This is a genomic window from Chryseobacterium sp. MEBOG07 (assembly GCF_021869745.1).
Taxonomy (GTDB): domain Bacteria; phylum Bacteroidota; class Bacteroidia; order Flavobacteriales; family Weeksellaceae; genus Chryseobacterium; species Chryseobacterium viscerum.
In genome coordinates, this window is sequence record NZ_CP084579.1 from 2,525,966 (window position 1) to 2,543,309 (window position 17,344).

A 17,344-nucleotide genomic window follows, 5' to 3' on the forward strand; every position below is an offset into this window, starting at 1 on the left:
TTCTGGGTGCTTATTTTTCCAACATTTCCAATACCTTATCTGCTACAGCACCTCCTGATTGAGGGTTTTGTCCTGTAACAAGTCTTCCATCAGAAACGGCAAAAGGAATAAAATCCTGATCTGCTTTTACATAATGTGCTCCATTACTTTTCAATACGTCTTCTGTTAGGTAAGGCATGTGATCGGCCAATTCTGCAGCAATTTCCTCTGAGTTTGAAAAACCAGTAAGTGTTTTTCCATTAATCAGACGTTCTCCATTGGATAGCTTTATATTAAAAAGTCCTACAGCTCCGTGGCATACTGAGGATACAATTCCCCCATCTTCATAAATACTGCGGGCAATTTCCTTTAATTCCTTATTGTCAGGGAAATCCCATACAACCCCATGACCTCCTGTGTAATAAATAACTCCATAATCTTTAGGGTTGATCTCTTCTGGCTTTAAAGTATTAGCCATTTTTTCTCTGAAAATATCATCACCATAGTATTTCCAATCTACAGGTTGTACAAACATTTGTAGGGAAATTGGGTCTAGTGGAGTATAGCCGCCTTTTGGACTTACAAAATCAATCTCATAGTCTTTTTCATGTAACTTTTCATAAAAATGAACAGCTTCACCCAGCCAAAGACCTGTTGCTCTTTCCATATTAGGATATTTTTCCACACTTGTTACTACAATTAATGCTTTCTTTTTCATTGGTATTTATTATTAAAAATTATAATACAAAGATTGGACTTTTAAACCTATCCTTATAAGGACATACCTCAAAAAAAAGATGTGACCTAGGTCACATCTTAAGAGTATAGTCTGCTTAATGTCTCTCTGGAAACTCCCAGATAGCTTGCAATAAGCTGCTTGGGGATATGGTCTATAAAACCTGGATATTGTTGTATAAAATCTTCATAACGCTCTTTTGCAGACTTACTCAGCAATGAAAGAATTCTCTGCTGTAGAGCTACATACCCGAAGTTGGACTTTATCCTGAAAAAATGTTCCATTGCGGGTATTTTTGAACAAAGAAGGTTTAAATCTTCATAAGATACTGCATACACTTCAGAATCTTCAATGCATTCCACTGCCAGTGATGAGGTTTCCTGCTTAAAAAAGCCGGCAAAATCTGAAATCCACCAGTTAGGTGCTGCGAACTGAAGAATATGTTCTTTTCCTGTATTATCTATAGTACTGCTTTTAAGAACACCTTTCTCTATAAGAAAAATTTCATGCACAGGTTGATGTTCCTGGATCAGAAATTGTCTTTTCCGGAACCTCTTTTTTGTGAAAAACTTTTGTATAACCTCAAAATCATCATCTGTAAGGTCAACGATTTCCCGGATATGTGCATGTAGAAAATGGCTCATATCATCAGTATTAATTTATTCCTTCATCCAATAACTTATGCAGGTCAATGATTCCGAAATACGTTCCGTTTTCCGTTACAATCAGCTGGCCGATATTATTTTCTTTCAGAACTTTCATGGCTTCTTTGGCAAGAGCTTCCTTTTCAATCGTTCTTGGATGGGAAGACATAATATCTTTAGCCAAAACTTTATTGATGTCTTCTCCTTTCATCAGCATTCTTCTTAAATCTCCATCTGTGATGACCCCGATGATCTGGTCTCCATTGGTTACCACTGTGATTCCGTGACTTGAAGCACTGATTGAGATGATCACATCCCTTATCGAAGCATCTTCTGCAACCTGAGGCTTTTGAGAAGAAAGGAACTGTTCTACGGTAGACGTAAGGTTCTTTCCTAAGCTTCCTCCCGGATGGAATTTGGCAAAATCGTTGGCCTTGAAATCGTTCAGTTCCATTAAAGCAACAGCCAAAGCATCTCCCAATGCCATCTGAATCGTGGTAGAGCTGGTAGGAGCCAGTTTATTCGGGCACGCTTCAACATCCACATGAGTATCTAAGATAACTTCAGAGAATTCAGCCAGTTTGCTGGTTTTATTTCCGGTCATTCCGATCAAAGCTGAAGAATAACCTTTTAAATAAGGAACCAGGTTGGCGATTTCAGGAGAATTTCCAGAATTGGAAATACATAAGACCACATCCTGCTTCTGAATAACCCCAAGATCTCCATGGATAGCTTCTGAAGCATGCAAAAATTGAGAAGGAGTACCTGTTGAATTCAATGTAGCTACAATTTTGTTACCTACATGGGCAGATTTCCCTATTCCTACTACGATGAGCTTTCCTTTTGCCGAGTGGATGATTTCTACTGCCTGGGCAAATTGATCGTCAATTCTATTTTTTAATTTTTCGAGCTCAGAAATCTCTATTTCTAAAGTGCTTTTTGCAATTGATATAATGTTGGTTCTATCCATTTTACGATAATAAGGTATACAAAAAAGTTCTTAAAAAACGTTATATTTTAAAAAGAATATTTAATATAAATTTTATTTTTATAAATTCGTTCGCTTTTATTTTAAGCAGAATTTTTATAACTTTGGGTGAGTTGCAAATTTAGCAATAGAAAATTAGATGAGCGCAAAAAAAGCCAATTTATCAGGCGAATTGAAAAAGTATTTTGGGTTTTCTACATTTAAGGGCCAGCAGGAACAAATTATAGATAACCTATTGAATGGGAAGGATATATTTGTTTTAATGCCTACAGGAGGTGGAAAATCATTATGTTATCAACTTCCGGCACTGATTTCGGAAGGCACAGCAATAGTTGTTTCGCCCTTAATAGCGTTGATGAAAAATCAGGTAGATGCAGTGAACGGCCTTTCATCTGAAGATGGGGTAGCACACGTATTGAATTCATCATTGAACAAAACGCAGACCAAACAGGTTTTTGACGATATCAGAAGCGGCAAAACCAAACTTCTGTATGTAGCTCCTGAATCATTGATTAAAGATGATTACCTGGAATTTTTGAAAGATGTGAAAATTTCTTTCTTTGCTATTGATGAAGCCCACTGTATTTCAGAGTGGGGACATGATTTCAGACCAGAATACAGGAATCTGAAACAGATTATAGACAAAATTGCCAATGTACCGGTGATTGCTTTGACAGCTACTGCCACGCCTAAGGTTCAGGATGATATCCAGAAAACGTTAGGAATGACCAATGCATTGGTATTTAAGGAAAGTTTCAACCGTCCTAATCTATACTATGAAGTATGTCCGAAAATCAACGTAGATAGGGAAATTGTAAAATTTATCAATCAACATAAAGGAAAATCAGGGATTGTATATTGCCTGAGCCGAAGAAAAGTTGAAGAGTTTGCCCAGCTTCTGCAGGTAAACGGAATCAACGCACTTCCTTATCATGCAGGTCTTGACCAGAAAGTCAGGGTGACCAATCAGGATAAGTTTCTGATGGAGGAGGTGGACGTAATTGTAGCAACCATTGCCTTTGGAATGGGAATTGATAAACCGGATGTCCGTTTTGTGATCCACTACGATTTTCCAAAATCGCTGGAAAGCTATTATCAGGAAACCGGAAGGGCAGGAAGAGATGGTGGTGAAGGCCATTGTCTGGCATTCTACGATCCGAAAGATATTGAAAAATTAGAAAAATTCCTGGCACAAAAACCTGTTTCTGAAAGAGAAATCGGATTACAACTTTTGAATGAAGTGGTAGGCTATGCCGAAACTTCTATGAGCAGGAGACAATATATTCTGTATTATTTTGGAGAAACTTTTGATCCGGTAAAAGGAGATGGTGCCAATATGTGTGACAACTCTTCCAATCCGCCAAAATTGAAGGATGCAACTGCGGACTTGAAAAAAGCGCTGGAACTGATCAATGATACAGGAGAAAAATTCAAATCCAAAGATCTGATTTCTGTCATCGTAGGAAAAGAAACTGCAGTGACGAAGTCTTACAAACTAGAGCAAACTTCTCATTTTGGTTTTGGAAAAGATGAAAAAGATAATTATTGGAAAACGATCCTTAGACAAGCTACTGTTCAGAACTTTTTACAGAAAGATATTGAAACCTATGGTGTTTTAAAGCTTACAGAAAAAGCAAAAACTTTTCTGAATGGAAAATCTAAAGATCTCTTTTTAATTGCTGAAGACAAAGAATTTGATCTTACCCAGGCAAAAGCGGAGAGCGATCAGATACAGCAGCAAGCTGGGGGAGGTTTGGATCAAAAACTTTTTAACCTGTTAAAGGAACTTAGAAAGAAAGTAGCCAAGAAACATGGGATTCCACCGTATACTGTATTTATGGATCCTAGTTTGGAGGATATGACGGTTCAATATCCGATTACAGTAGATGAGATCACCAAAATTTATGGTGTAGGAGAAGGAAAAGCCAAAAAGTACGGTAAAGAATTTGCTGACTACATTAAAACATATGTAGAAGATAATAATATAGAACGTACTCAGGATATGGTATTGAAGCAGGTGGCCAACAAATCGAGCCATAAAGTTTTCATTATCCAGAGCACTGATAAAAAAATCGACCTTGAAGATATAGCAAGAGCTAAAAACCTTTCTATGGATGAACTTCTGAAAGAAATGGAAAGGATCGTTTATCAGGGAACAAAACTGAATATCGATTACTATATTGAAGATAATTTTGACGAAGACATCGTAGACGGCTTCATGGAATTTATGAACGAATCTGAAAGTGACAGTATGAAAGTATTGCTGGACGAGTTCGGGGATGAATTGTCTGATGAGGAAGTGAGGATGCTGAGGATTAAGTTTATCAGTGACGTAGCGAATTAAACATTTCATTATAATATAAAAAATGCATTAAGCCCTTCAATCGAAGGGCTTAATGCATTTTTGTCTGTTTGTGATGTTTAGAATGAATACAAAATAAACTCCGATTTTAAAGCTTAGTTAATTTCTGTTAATAAATATCAATACGCGCTGGCTTCACTTTAAACATAACCAAACTTTTTACTAACTTTACAGTGATGAAAAAGATATCTGTCATATTTATTCTGCCGGACTTAGAAACCGGGGGAGCAGAAAGAATTGTTACTACTATAGCGAATCATCTCTCCAGAGATCGGTTTGAACCCAAGATTTTGCTGTTACGTAAACAAGGCGGATATCTGAATTTTCTGAAAAAAGACGTTGAAATTATCGACATCAATACCGAAAGAATAAGGCATTCATTAAAGCCGATTTTAGGAGAAATCTACAGAAGAAAACCTGATATCGTATTCTCCGGTTTTGGGGAAGTAAATGCTTATTTGTCTCTATTTATAAAGCTTTTTCCAAGAACAAAATTCATTGCCCGCGAAACCAATGTGGTGACGCAGCATGTCACCCGGAAAGAAATTAAATTTTTCTATAATTTTTACAATAACTATCAGAGAATTATTGCTCAAAGTGATGATATGATGAATGATCTTGTCGATAATTTTAATATTAAAAAGAAAAGAATTGTTAAGATCAATAATCCTGTAGACTTTGATTTCATTGAAGATAAAATGGCATTGTCCTTAAAGCCTGAATGCTTCAAATACAACTATAAGAACGTAGTAGCAATTGGTAATTTATCATCCAGAAAAGGATTTGATAACCTGTTGAAAGTTTTTTCAAGACTGAAAAATGAAAATATTATGCTTCATATTTTAGGAGATGGAAAAGACAAAGATCTTCTGCTTCAGACGAAAGAAATTTTAGGACTGAAAAAAGTCATCTTCCACGGAAGACAGGAAAATCCTTATCAATATCTGAAGTATGCAGATTTATTTGTTCTTTCTTCAAGGTATGAAGGATTTCCAAATGTTCTTCTGGAAGCGGGTGCATGTGGTATTTATTCTCTGGCCAATAACTGCCCGGGCGGGATTAATGAGATTATCCAGCACAATATAAATGGCGAAGTTTCAAATATTGAAAACTATGATGGTTTTGCCCAGCAGATTGTAAGAGTGCTGCACAGCAATTATAATCGGGATGCTATAAAAACTCGATTAAATCTAGGTTTTCGAAGAATATTATATTAGACAAATATGAGCAGGTTTTATTGGATTTAATGAAGTAGTGTTGCCCTATTATTTGTCTTATGGAGTTTTATTTTCTTAGATTTGGACCCGGATAAAATAAATGTCAATGAATAAAATTCCCAAAATAGGATGCTCTTGTGAAAAACCAGATTCCAACTACACAGAATATAGAAGTTCAGAATTGGGTATAGATCATACTAACGGAAGATATGGAGAAGTAACCATTCAACAGTGTAAGTTGTGCCAAAGAATATGGATTCGTTATTTTGTTGAATATGAAAGTTTTTCAAAATCAGGAAGATGGTACAAAGGAATCGTTTCGAAAAAAGATCGATTACAGATAACCCCGGAAAATGCAGTGGAATATTTGGAAAACCTGGAATGGTATGTGTACGGAGGGTCATTTTTTGAAAGCACAGGCGAATTTGGACAAGGAAAATTGAATGTATAGTATTTGATGCTGATTTAATAATAAAAACAGTAAAATTAAATATCATATCAATGAAACCATTTATAACTGCTATTTTGATACTGAATTCTGTTGTAATAGTAGCTCAGCAGAAGACAATCTCCAGAAAAGAATTATTAAAAACGGCTATTGATCAGACCATTACATCTGCAGAAATTCAGGAAATAACAATGGCGGTAGGTCAGGGAGCTCCCGAACATCTGCATCCTTGTCCCGTTTTAGGAATGATAAAATCAGGAGAAGCTGTTTTTCAGATAGAAGGACAACCGAAAGTGGTACTTCATGAAGGTGATGCTTTTTATGAGCCCAAAAATGTAAAAATTCTTCATTTTGATAATGCCTCAGCAGAAAAGCCACTTGTCTTCACTGCGATTTATCTGAAAGAGGGAAATGAAGAAAATATCAAGTTCATAAAATAATACTTTTCATAAAACTAAAGCATATAATTATCATTTTTAAAATTGATAAAACTCACTTTGGTGCTTGGTAATTTATATGTAAATTTGTGAGAATTAAGATAGATAATAATAAACAAATTCATACAATAACATGAGTCAATTCGATGTTACCGTAATAGGTTCTGGTCCCGGTGGTTATGTTGCTGCAATCCGTGCAGCACAATTAGGTTTCAAAACAGCAATTATTGAAAAATATTCAACTTTAGGCGGAACTTGTCTTAACGTTGGATGTATTCCGTCAAAAGCACTTCTTGACAGCTCTGAACATTTCGAAAATGCAAAACATAATTTTGCAGGTCACGGAATTATCATCAATGAGCCACAAGCAGATATCGCAAGAATGATTGCGAGAAAAAATGAAGTAGTAGAGCAGACTACAAAAGGAATCAACTTCTTGATGGATAAAAACAAAATTACTGTTTTTGAAGGTCTTGGAAGTTTTGAATCTGCGACTCAGATTAAAGTGACTAAAAACGACGGTTCTACTGAAACCATCGATTCTAAATATACAATCATTGCAACAGGTTCTAAACCTTCATCTTTGCCTTTCATCACTTTAGATAAAGAAAGAGTGATCACTTCTACAGAAGCTTTAAATTTAAAAGAAATTCCTAAGCATTTAGTAGTAATCGGTGGTGGAGTAATCGGTCTTGAATTAGGTTCAGTTTATTTGAGACTTGGAGCTCAGGTTACTGTTGTTGAATTTATGGATAAAATCATCCCTACAATGGATGGAGCTTTAAGCAAAGAATTGACTAAAGTTCTGAAAAAACAAGGTATGAAATTCATGCTTTCTACGGCAGTTTCTGCAGTTGAAAGAAATGGAGATACAGTAAAAGTAACTGCAAAAGACAAAAAAGGAGAAGAAGTTTCTGTTGAAGGAGACTACTGTTTAGTTTCTGTAGGTAGAAAACCTTATACAGACGGTCTTGGATTGGAGAAAGCAGGTGTAGAACTTGACGAAAGAGGAAGAGTAAAAACAAATGATCATTTACAGACCAATGTTGCAAACATTTATGCAATCGGTGATGTAATTAAAGGAGCAATGTTGGCTCACAAAGCTGAAGAAGAAGGAGTTTTCGTTGCTGAAACTTTGGCTGGACAAAAACCTCACATCAATTATAATTTAATTCCTGGAGTGGTTTACACATGGCCGGAAGTTGCTGGAGTTGGTAAAACTGAAGAGCAATTGAAAGAAGAAGGTGTAGCTTACAAAGTTGGGTCTTTCCCAATGAGAGCTTTAGGAAGAAGCCGTGCAAGTGGTGATATCGACGGTTTGGTAAAAATTATCGCTGACGAAAAAACGGATGAAGTTCTTGGTTTCCACATGATTGGAGCAAGAGCCGCAGATTTAGTTGCTGAAGGTGTAATTGCAATGGAATTCCGTGCAAGTGCTGAAGATATCGCAAGAAGTTCTCACGCTCACCCAACGTATGCAGAAGCAATTAAAGAAGCTGCATTGGATGCTACGGGAAAAAGACCAATCCATATGTAATATCTGATTAAAGATTTAATCATTTAAATATTTAAAAATAAAAAGGCTGTTTCTTTTGAGACAGCCTTTTTTACGCCATTTATGGCATGAAAATGGAGATAGATTTTGAAAATTTCATAGATGAAAAAGATTTTTATCAGTTGGATGCTTTTGGCAGGGATCAGCTCATTTGCCCAGGAAGCAGGAAAGGCAGGAGAATTATTAAAGAATGAAGCTTCTGCCACAGAAATGAGAACTTCTAAAAGCCCGGATGAAAAAAATAGAACTTTTGATCAGTCGAGATCAGGAAATACTCCGATTCCTCAGAGAAACAGAAATGAAAACAGAATAAAAAACTCTAATTATCAATGGAACAGAAATTACGGTTATGCTGAAGTTTTTCTGAGAATTCCTGAACAGGGCTTTTTTACAGTTGAAGTTGGAGATCAGATGATGGCAAACGGCTCCGGAAAATACAGATTCTTTGATTTGTCTTCAGGAAGAATGTCTATCTCAATCTACGAGAATGGTTTTCTGATCTATAGAACCACTTTGATGCTTCGCAATAACAGTAGAATGGTACTCGATTTCTTCACCAATGAAGGTTTGTATCTTTTGGATTCTTATCCTGTTCAGGGTCAGTATGGCTTTAATGACTGGAATGATGTATGGAATAATCCGTACGGAAATCAGTCAGGAGACTGGTCTCATCAGGGAAATGTAATGGATAATAATTCTTTCCGTCAGTTTTTTGATATGATGATGAGTAATGAGAGTTTTGACGATGGAAAAGTTGCCATGATCAATCAGCAGATGCGAACTTCTATGTTTACATCTGCACAGATCAGGGAGCTTGTAAAAGCGATCAGTTTTGATAATAAAAAATTAGCACTCGCTAAATCTATGTACCGTAATTGTGTAGATAAAAACCGATATTTCATGGTCTATGATGCTTTTGATTTTGAAAGCAGCAAGCGGGAACTGATGGATTATATTTCTAAATTATAGTATTGAATAGGAACGGGCTTTTAGCCCGTTTTATTTTTTTACATAAGTTTCATTTTGTCATAAAACTTTGAATATTTCGGTGTAATGTTGAATTGTATTCCAAAAGTTACTCCTTTAAAATACTTTTCTTTATGAATAGGGAAAGCGTATCCTGTATTGAGAAAGATTGCATTAAATATCGAAAATCCTATTCTTGGTTCTAATGAATACGGATTACCTGATACTCCAAACAATAGTCCGGCGCGGATAAAATTAATATTCACCTCCGGAATGAATTTGTCCGTCTGATTGACACGGGTGTAAAGTAAGGAAGGTCCCAAAATAATAGATCCATCATAGCTTTCGCCAAATCTGTATTCTAATCCTGCCTGCAGAACGTTTCTTCCTGTGTATCGGTAAGAAATATTGAGTGCCGTTTTCTCAAGCAACTGAGCATTTGAAAAGATAACCGAAAAGAACAGAGGTAAGATGAAATACTTTTTCATGATTATTTTTTTGTTCAAATGTAAGGGTTTTACGGCCTTTATGAAAAATGAAAATAATTCTTTAAAAGAATTATAATAGCATTGACTAGGTTGGCATCTTCAAATTTCCGTACCTTTGTCAGCTAATTTTATCATCAATGCAACTCGGAAAAACTCAAACTTTAACAATTTCAGAAAAAATTAATTCAGGATGGTTCCTTGCGGACGAATCCGGTGAAAGAGCTTTTCTGCCTAAAATTTTCATTCAGAATGAAAAAGAAATAGGCGAGGAGGTTGAAGTTTTTGTGTATCAGGATGACGATAAATTGAAGGCAACTACTGAAATTCCTTTGGCGGAAGTAGGCGAATTTGCAGTAATGAGCTGTGTACAAAGTCTTCCAAGCGGAGCATTTATGGATTGGGGAATCATTAAAGATTTATTTATCCCTTACAAACAGCAGAAAACCAAAATTTTAGAAGGAAAAAGGTATCTGGTTTATCTTTATGTAGATGAAGATATGGAGCTTATCACAGGAACTACAAAATTCAAGAGAAATCCTCAGTATGATGATCTTGAGTTCAAAAAAGGAGATAAAGTAGACCTGATCATGATGAATGAAAGTGAGCTGGGCTGGAACGTTATCATCAATAAACAATATATTGGCTTGATATACGCTTCAGATGTTTTCAAAAAACTATATCCATTATCGGAAGAAAGCGGGTATATCAAAACAATACGTGAGGACGGAAAAATAGATATTTCCTTACAGCCGGAAGGGTTTGAAAATATTGACGAGTTCAAGCAGAAAATCCTGAACAAGCTGGAAGAAAATTATGGACTTCTGTATGTTTCAGATAAATCTTCTCCTGAAGATATTCAGGCTGAACTTCAGATGAGTAAGAAAAACTTCAAAAAGGCGATCGGTGGACTATATAGAGATAAGGTTATCGATATTTTGGAAGATAAGATCAAATTATTATAAAATAAAAAACGAGCAGAAATTTCTGCTCGTTTTTTTGTTACTCTCTGTTTTTGATCAGAAGCCATCCGTTGTAGATTCTTCCGTCAGATACTTTTATAGTGTACCAATAATTTCCTGTAGAGATGGGTTGAGATTCATATTTTCCGTCCCATTGGAAAGGTTTCTTTTTAATGACTTCTTTATAGATTATAGCTCCTTTTCTGTCATATAAATACACTTCTGTTCCAGGATAGTTTTCCAGTCCGGCTATTCTCCATGTATCATTAATTCCATCGCCGTTAGGACTGATTGCATTAGGAATATTGAATATCGAGAAGTTTTTCTGTCCGATAATACATCCGGATTTTGTTCTTACATATACAGTATATTCTCCCATATTTAAATTGGTGAAAATATTAGAATCCTGCCATGTGAAATTATTTAAAGAGAATTCGTAGTTTCCACTCTGAGAAAGAATAACTGTTGCTGTATTATTTGTAATATTCACAGAAACAATATGGGCTAAAACAGAATAGCTTACCTGAGTAGAACTTGTACTTTCACATCCGAAAACATTGGTTACTTTCACGGTATAAGTTCCCGGAGTAGATACGGTAATGGTTTGGGTGGTTGCTCCGGTATTCCATTCATAAGATTTGAGTCCAGGTCCTGCATCCAGAATGACCGATTTTCCTTCACAGAAATCCAGTTGATTAGGAAGCTGAACAAACGGTTTTGGATTAAGGGTAAGATTGAGTCTCACAACTTTAAAACATCCGTCCGGAGTTGCTACTTTAACGTGGAGAAGGGTTGTTCCTACATTTAACACATACGCTGAAGGATTGGCAATAGGATTTCCTGCCGTATCCGTATAGGTAAAAATATAACCGCCGGGATTATTAATAATACCCGCTTCATACGAATGAAGGTTGACTACCATTGAAGTGGCTGTAGTAGTATTACACTGTACCTGTGTAAAGTCTTTAGCGGGAACATTATCTGTAGATAGAGTCACGGTTATAGCCAGTTTCTCAGATTCACAGTTGTTTAATGTCTGAGTTACATAATATGTTTGCCCATTTACAAGAGGAGTTGTCATAGGTATCACAGCTCCGGCTGCATTATAAAATATCAGTGAATTTCCAGTTACAACAAGCTTATCCAAAGTAGGGTTGGCAGAAGCACAGAAATCCTGGTTTGCATTGGCTGTTGGCTTAGGAGTACTGTTTACTGTGACCTGAATAGCTGTTTTATTACTTTCACAACCATTAATAGTCTGAGATGCATAATAGGTTTGTCCATTGACAAGAGAAGTAGTTGCCGGTAAAATATTTCCTGCGGTGTCATACCATTTGATATTCTGTCCTGTAATCTGAATATCAGAAACTTTTGGGTTGCTGGTAGCGCAGAATGTTTGATTTAAAATAGCCACAGGTATTTGTACGGCAGTAATAATGACCGTTTGACTCTGTGTTAAAATATTCCCATTCCCATCATCATAGGTCCAAAAGATTGTATAAGTACCTGGAACCGAATAAGTAAGAGGAGCAGGTGTTGTGGCTGTAATTGTTCCGGAACAATTGTCTAATGCTGTAGGGAAAGAGGTAATCACAGTGTTGCAGTCTCCGGTGATTGTTTGAAGCTGTGCTACATTTGGAACAGGAGGTGTATTGTCTCCTACAACAATGTGCACTGAAAAACTGCCATCGCATCCGTTTGTTGTTCCTGAAACATGGCAGGTATATATGCCGGAATGAACAGGAGATGAATTTGCAATTACTGGATTTTGCAGATTAGATGAGAAGCCATTCGGACCTGTCCAGCTATAATGAGTGCCTCCCGAAGCATTTAGTTGGATAGAAGAACCTAAACATATATTCTGACTGGAATTTTGTGGAATATTAGTACATTTTTCCATTTTTAATAAGAAGCCATCAGTGTTTGACTGATTACCGTTGATTGCATGTAAAAAATATTCGTTGGGGGATGGGTCAAAATCACAATGCCAGTCAAACGTTCCTACATAATAATAGGCGTTACCTTTATTTATAGTCTGATATATTCTTGAATGGGAGTTAGGATAATTATAGGTATCTGATCCTATCTTAAAGGAATTTTTATACTGTCTGTTGGTATCAAATGATATAGTACATCCTTCTATATACCCATTTCCTTTATTAATCATATTGACAGAAACATCTGGATTTGCATCAAAACTCTTGTCAAATGTTCCGTTCACATGAATTTCATTATTGTCATCACAATCCAGTCCAAAAATAACCAATGGGAAATTCTGCCCTGTATTTATATATTTTTTTACATCAAGTAAGCTGTTACTGGTATCAAACCATAACAAATAAAGACTTTCGTAGGTATTGGATGGAAGTAAATATTGATTGGCAGAAGGATCTACATCGATAGGTGAAAATTGAGCATTCCATCTGCCCGAAACAACTAATTTGTCATTTTTATCAATCGTAATATTTGAAAAATTTTGTTCTTGTAACTCACCGGACCAAAGTAGGTTTCCGGAAGAAGAATATCTTCTTAGCATATATGCTCCAGGACCGTACAGTTTATTCATAGCGAAATAAACATCATTATTTGAGTTTAATGCTATTTGATTTTCTATACCTCCAGTTATTTTTTTTAACCATTCAACCTGTAAGTTCGGATGTAATTTTATAATATATGAGGTGGCTACCGAGTTGGTATCATTAAACGCAGTATTAGAAGCCTGTGAAAAAATAAGATTGGAAAAAGCGAATGTGCTCACGTATATATTTCCACCATCATCCACAGCCAGAGAATTAGGTGTGGAATTGGTAAGCATTGCTTCATTAATTAAATTTCCACTGGTATCCAGAATAGTTATTGTCGTGTATCCGGTAATATAAATGCCTTGCTGTGAAGATTTGCTCGTTAATGCATATACTTTACCATTCTTTACTTTAAGATCATAATCGTAATCATTATGTATATCACTGATTTTGCGGCTCCATAAATAATTTCCATTACTATCCAATTTCACTACGAAAGTAGTGCCATAAGTACCAGAACTTATATAATTGGTGGGAACTATTAATTGTACATTTGGGCCGGGATCTACATCTATTCCGCTGAATCCGAGTGTTCTGCCTAATAAATAGATGTTGCCATCAGTATCTTTTTCAACCTTTGTAATAAAATCTTCATAATCAGTATAACTTTTAAATTGTTTTACCCAGGAAAAGTTTTGTGAAAATAGAAGGACTGCGCTCAAAACCGAGAACAGCGAAAGAATTTTCTTCATCAGGTTATTAATTTTGCGGCAAAGATATAAAAATAGCCTTCTCGATAGACATTAAGTAATCACAATCTTAAATTCAAAAACATGACGCATATCATAACATGAGTGTTTAATTTTTTTGTTTAACAATTTTGTCAAAAATAAAATTTAATATAAATTTGCACAAATTTGTTTAACAAAAATGTCAAATCAAGCAAAAAAAGACCAAACACAGGAATTGATCAAAGAGACAGCGAAGAATTTGTTCTTTGTGAAAGGAAAATTTGATGCTACTACGCAGGAGATTGCAGATGAAGCAGGGGTGAACAGAACCCTTATTAATTACTATTTCCGTTCAAGAGATAAGCTTATCCAGATCATCTTTGACGATGCGCAGAGAGTAGAGCAGGAAAAATCGAAGATCATTCAGAATTCTGATCTGCCTTTTAAAGAAAAGATCGGCAAATTTATAGAAAGCAGTCTTTCTACAAGTCTTCAGTATCCTTATCTGGAAACGTATATCGTATCACAGATCAATAAAGGGACCTGCCATCACAGAGAAATTGAAGAAGATATCCTGAACGAGATGTACAGTGATATTGAAAAAGAAATGGAATTGGGAAATATTGAGAAAATGGCTCCGGTTCAGTTTATTCTGAATATGGTTTCGTTATTGGTGTTCCCAAGTGCCATAAGACCATTATTTATGGAGAATTTGTTAATTAATGATGAAGAATATGATAAGATAATTTCTGAGCGAAAACAGATTATTATCAATATGTTGTTCAAAAACTAAAAAACTAAAGTATTTCTCACAATGATTCGTCATTTAGAAATAAATAATGACTGAACGAAAATTAAATAAAAAATAAACGAAGTATAAAATTATGAATAGAAAACGTATAACTGCTACAAAGCTAAAGATTGGTATAGCTTCAGCATTTATGATTTTCGGCTCTTCATTGGTGTCTGCCCAGCAGCAGGTTTCCCTGCAGGAAGCAATTAAACAGGCGCTTCAGAATAAAGCAGAAGCCAAAAAGCTGCTTTACAGGTAAGGAAAGCCGAATATAAGATTGATGAGGCCAGAGCCGGAGCTCTTCCACAGATCACTGCGACGGCGGGCTTAACATATAACCCGATTATTCAGGAATCTTTACTGGAATTTGGAGGAGAGAAGATCAGGGCTCAGTTTGGGCAGCCATGGGGTTCCACAGCTTCTGTACAACTTCAGCAGGCGATTTTTGATCAAAGAGTATTCACAGGACTTAAAGCAGCAAAATCAACAAGAGAGTTTTATGTACTGAATGCCCAATTAACCAACGAACAGATTATTGAAAATGTAGCAACAGCTTATTATCAGGTGTTTGTACAGGAGGAAAATCTTAAAACGGTAACCGCCAGCTATGCCAACACTGAAAAAGTAAGAAATGTTATTAAAAGCTTAGTTGATAACGGTTTGGCAAAATCAATCGATTTGGACAGAACAAATGTTCAGCTTACGAATATTGGTTCCAATAAGCAGACTTTAATCAACTCTGTTGAGCTTTCAAAAAATGCACTGAAGTTTTATATGGGAGTCCCTATTGCTACAGACATCGAGCTTGAAGAAAAAGAGATCCAACCAAAGCCTGAGCTGATTGCAAGCAACGTAAATCTTAATGATCGTACAGAAATCAAAGTTTTAAATAAAAACAGAGAGCTTTTGGTTTTCAATAAAAAAGCAACCGAAGCTTATCTTTATCCATCAGTAAATCTTACTGCGAACTACGGATGGGGAGCAAACGGAGCAAAATTCCCGTTGACAAGTGGTCTTAGTAAGGGAGTTCTTTGGAGCGATTATTCAGCAATTGGTTTAAATGTAAATATTCCTATTTTCACGGGAGGAGCTACAAAAGCGAAGATCAATCAGGCAGAAATCGATATTCAGGATCTTGATGTTGATATTGAAAACACTCAGTTGAGCTTAAGCTTAGATTATAAAAATGCAGTCACCAATATGGAAAATGCATTGATTAATATCGAAAGCATGAAAGATAATGTAGGATTGGCAGAAAGAGTTCAGAAGAACACTCAGGCAAACTATCAATATGGTTTAGCAACCCTTACAGAAGTACTGGATTCTGAAAATGCTCTGACGCAAGCAAAACAGAACTATTCTAATGCATTGCTAGATTACAAACAGGCAGAGATCAAGCTGATAAAAGCTAAGGGTGAACTAAACACACTACAAAACTTATAATAAACTAAAATGAAAAAAACTTTAATATATATCATCGTAGCAGCTGTACTTGTAGGTTTAGCCGCTTATAAGATTGCCGGTAACAAAGAAAAGCAGAATAAAGAAGTAAAAGAGGTTGCCAAGCAGGTAGATAAAATCAACGTTAATATTGTAACCGTTACAAGAGAAAATATTGATACAGACTACTCAGCCAACGGAACTTTTCTTCCAAAACAGGAAATGAACCAGTCTTCTGAAATCGCAGGACGTATTGTAAATGTTTTGGTTAAAGAAGGTTCAAGAGTATCAGCAGGTCAGGTCTTAGCAACTATAAAAAGAGATGCTATCGAAGTTGATGTTAGTCAGGCTCAAAACAACTTACAGAATGCAATCATTGACAACCAACGTTATGAAAACGCATACAAAACAGGAGGAGTTACAAAACAACAGGTTGATAACTCAAGATTACAGCTGAAAAATATGCAGGCTGCTGTTAAAGCTCAGGGAGTAAGAGTAAATGATACAAGTATCCGTGCAGGAATCAGTGGTACGATCAACAAAAAAATGGTTGAGCCGGGAACAGTAGTTTCTATAGGAACTTCCATGTTTGAAATTGTTAATATCAACAGCCTTAAACTTTCTGTATTGGTAGACGAAAGCCAGATTGGCAGAATTGCACTTGGTCAGGAAGTTCCAATTAATGTGAATGTCTTACCGGAAGATTCTTTCAGTGGTAGAATTACATTCATTGCTCCTAAAAGTGATGCTACTTTAAATTTCCCGGTTGAAATTGAGGTTCAGAATAGAGGAAATCTAAAAGCAGGGATGTATGCAACGGCTACATTTAAAACCAATCACGGTGCTGAAACCCAAAATATGTTGACTGTTCCTGCACAAGCTTTTGTAAACGGAGTAAGTTCAGGTCAGTTATTTATTGTAAACAATGGTACTGCTAAATTAATTAAGGTTCAGACCGGAAAAGTATACGGCGACAAAGTTCAGATCTTAAGCGGACTGAATGGAGGCGAGCAGGTAGTTACCAGCGGACAGATTAACCTTGATAATGGTTCGAAAATCAATATCGTAAAGTAAGCAGA

General features: G+C 35.9%; 15 protein-coding genes and 1 pseudogene. 11 read left to right on the plus strand and 5 right to left on the minus strand.

Annotated features, from left to right (window positions below):
* Positions 1 to 10: 10 nt before the first annotated feature.
* The 3 genes from LF886_RS11615 to LF886_RS11625 all read right to left on the minus strand — a co-directional run bounded on the left by LF886_RS11615 (position 11) and on the right by LF886_RS11625 (position 2,329).
* Complete coding sequence (locus tag LF886_RS11615; RefSeq protein WP_236854231.1) at positions 11 to 697, minus strand: type 1 glutamine amidotransferase domain-containing protein; 687 nt, start codon at positions 695 to 697, stop codon at positions 11 to 13.
* A 98-nt stretch (positions 698 to 795) separates the two neighbouring features.
* The gene (locus LF886_RS11620) at positions 796 to 1,359 is read right to left on the minus strand and encodes a Crp/Fnr family transcriptional regulator (RefSeq protein ID WP_236854232.1); all 564 of its coding nucleotides are present in this window, start codon (positions 1,357 to 1,359) and stop codon (positions 796 to 798) included.
* Positions 1,360 to 1,369: 10 nt separating this feature from the next.
* The gene (locus LF886_RS11625) at positions 1,370 to 2,329 is read right to left on the minus strand and encodes an SIS domain-containing protein (RefSeq protein ID WP_124531976.1); all 960 of its coding nucleotides are present in this window, start codon (positions 2,327 to 2,329) and stop codon (positions 1,370 to 1,372) included.
* Between the two features lie 157 nt (positions 2,330 to 2,486).
* Here LF886_RS11625 and recQ point away from each other — a divergent pair, with 157 nt between their 5' ends.
* The 6 genes and pseudogenes from recQ to LF886_RS11655 all read left to right on the plus strand — a co-directional run bounded on the left by recQ (position 2,487) and on the right by LF886_RS11655 (position 9,335).
* On the plus strand, positions 2,487 to 4,691 hold the full coding sequence (recQ, locus tag LF886_RS11630; RefSeq protein WP_236854233.1) for a DNA helicase RecQ: 2,205 nt from the start codon (positions 2,487 to 2,489) through the stop codon (positions 4,689 to 4,691).
* Between the two features lie 194 nt (positions 4,692 to 4,885).
* A pseudogene (locus LF886_RS11635) lies at positions 4,886 to 5,964 on the plus strand (glycosyltransferase).
* A 68-nt stretch (positions 5,965 to 6,032) separates the two neighbouring features.
* On the plus strand, positions 6,033 to 6,377 hold the full coding sequence (locus LF886_RS11640) for a hypothetical protein (RefSeq protein ID WP_236854234.1): 345 nt from the start codon (positions 6,033 to 6,035) through the stop codon (positions 6,375 to 6,377).
* Between the two features lie 50 nt (positions 6,378 to 6,427).
* Complete coding sequence (locus tag LF886_RS11645; RefSeq protein ID WP_236854235.1) at positions 6,428 to 6,814, plus strand: cupin domain-containing protein; 387 nt, start codon at positions 6,428 to 6,430, stop codon at positions 6,812 to 6,814.
* 130 nt (positions 6,815 to 6,944) lie between these two features.
* Positions 6,945 to 8,348, plus strand: a complete 1,404-nt coding sequence (gene lpdA / locus LF886_RS11650) for a dihydrolipoyl dehydrogenase (protein WP_236854236.1) — start codon at positions 6,945 to 6,947, stop codon at positions 8,346 to 8,348.
* 120 nt (positions 8,349 to 8,468) lie between these two features.
* Complete coding sequence (locus LF886_RS11655; RefSeq protein WP_236854237.1) at positions 8,469 to 9,335, plus strand: DUF4476 domain-containing protein; 867 nt, start codon at positions 8,469 to 8,471, stop codon at positions 9,333 to 9,335.
* 38 nt (positions 9,336 to 9,373) lie between these two features.
* Here the strand turns inward: LF886_RS11655 and LF886_RS11660 are convergent, their stop codons facing one another.
* The gene (locus tag LF886_RS11660) at positions 9,374 to 9,820 is read right to left on the minus strand and encodes a hypothetical protein (RefSeq protein WP_236854238.1); all 447 of its coding nucleotides are present in this window, start codon (positions 9,818 to 9,820) and stop codon (positions 9,374 to 9,376) included.
* 137 nt (positions 9,821 to 9,957) lie between these two features.
* Here LF886_RS11660 and LF886_RS11665 point away from each other — a divergent pair, with 137 nt between their 5' ends.
* On the plus strand, positions 9,958 to 10,782 hold the full coding sequence (locus LF886_RS11665; RefSeq protein ID WP_236854239.1) for a S1 RNA-binding domain-containing protein: 825 nt from the start codon (positions 9,958 to 9,960) through the stop codon (positions 10,780 to 10,782).
* A 37-nt stretch (positions 10,783 to 10,819) separates the two neighbouring features.
* Here the strand turns inward: LF886_RS11665 and LF886_RS11670 are convergent, their stop codons facing one another.
* Positions 10,820 to 14,053 (minus strand): T9SS type B sorting domain-containing protein, encoded by a 3,234-nt coding sequence (locus tag LF886_RS11670; protein WP_236854240.1) that lies wholly within the window; start codon positions 14,051 to 14,053, stop codon positions 10,820 to 10,822.
* A 178-nt stretch (positions 14,054 to 14,231) separates the two neighbouring features.
* Between LF886_RS11670 and LF886_RS11675 the strand changes: the two genes are divergently transcribed.
* The 4 genes from LF886_RS11675 to LF886_RS11685 all read left to right on the plus strand — a co-directional run bounded on the left by LF886_RS11675 (position 14,232) and on the right by LF886_RS11685 (position 17,339).
* A complete protein-coding gene (locus LF886_RS11675; RefSeq protein ID WP_103233207.1) occupies positions 14,232 to 14,825 on the plus strand; it encodes a TetR/AcrR family transcriptional regulator in 594 nt (197 codons plus the stop codon).
* Positions 14,826 to 14,916: 91 nt separating this feature from the next.
* Positions 14,917 to 15,084, plus strand: a complete 168-nt coding sequence (locus LF886_RS24030) for a hypothetical protein (protein WP_317207664.1) — start codon at positions 14,917 to 14,919, stop codon at positions 15,082 to 15,084.
* Between the two features lie 17 nt (positions 15,085 to 15,101).
* Positions 15,102 to 16,268, plus strand: a complete 1,167-nt coding sequence (locus tag LF886_RS11680; RefSeq protein WP_317207671.1) for a TolC family protein — start codon at positions 15,102 to 15,104, stop codon at positions 16,266 to 16,268.
* A 9-nt stretch (positions 16,269 to 16,277) separates the two neighbouring features.
* The gene (locus LF886_RS11685) at positions 16,278 to 17,339 is read left to right on the plus strand and encodes an efflux RND transporter periplasmic adaptor subunit (protein ID WP_103233205.1); all 1,062 of its coding nucleotides are present in this window, start codon (positions 16,278 to 16,280) and stop codon (positions 17,337 to 17,339) included.
* Positions 17,340 to 17,344 lie beyond the last annotated feature (5 nt).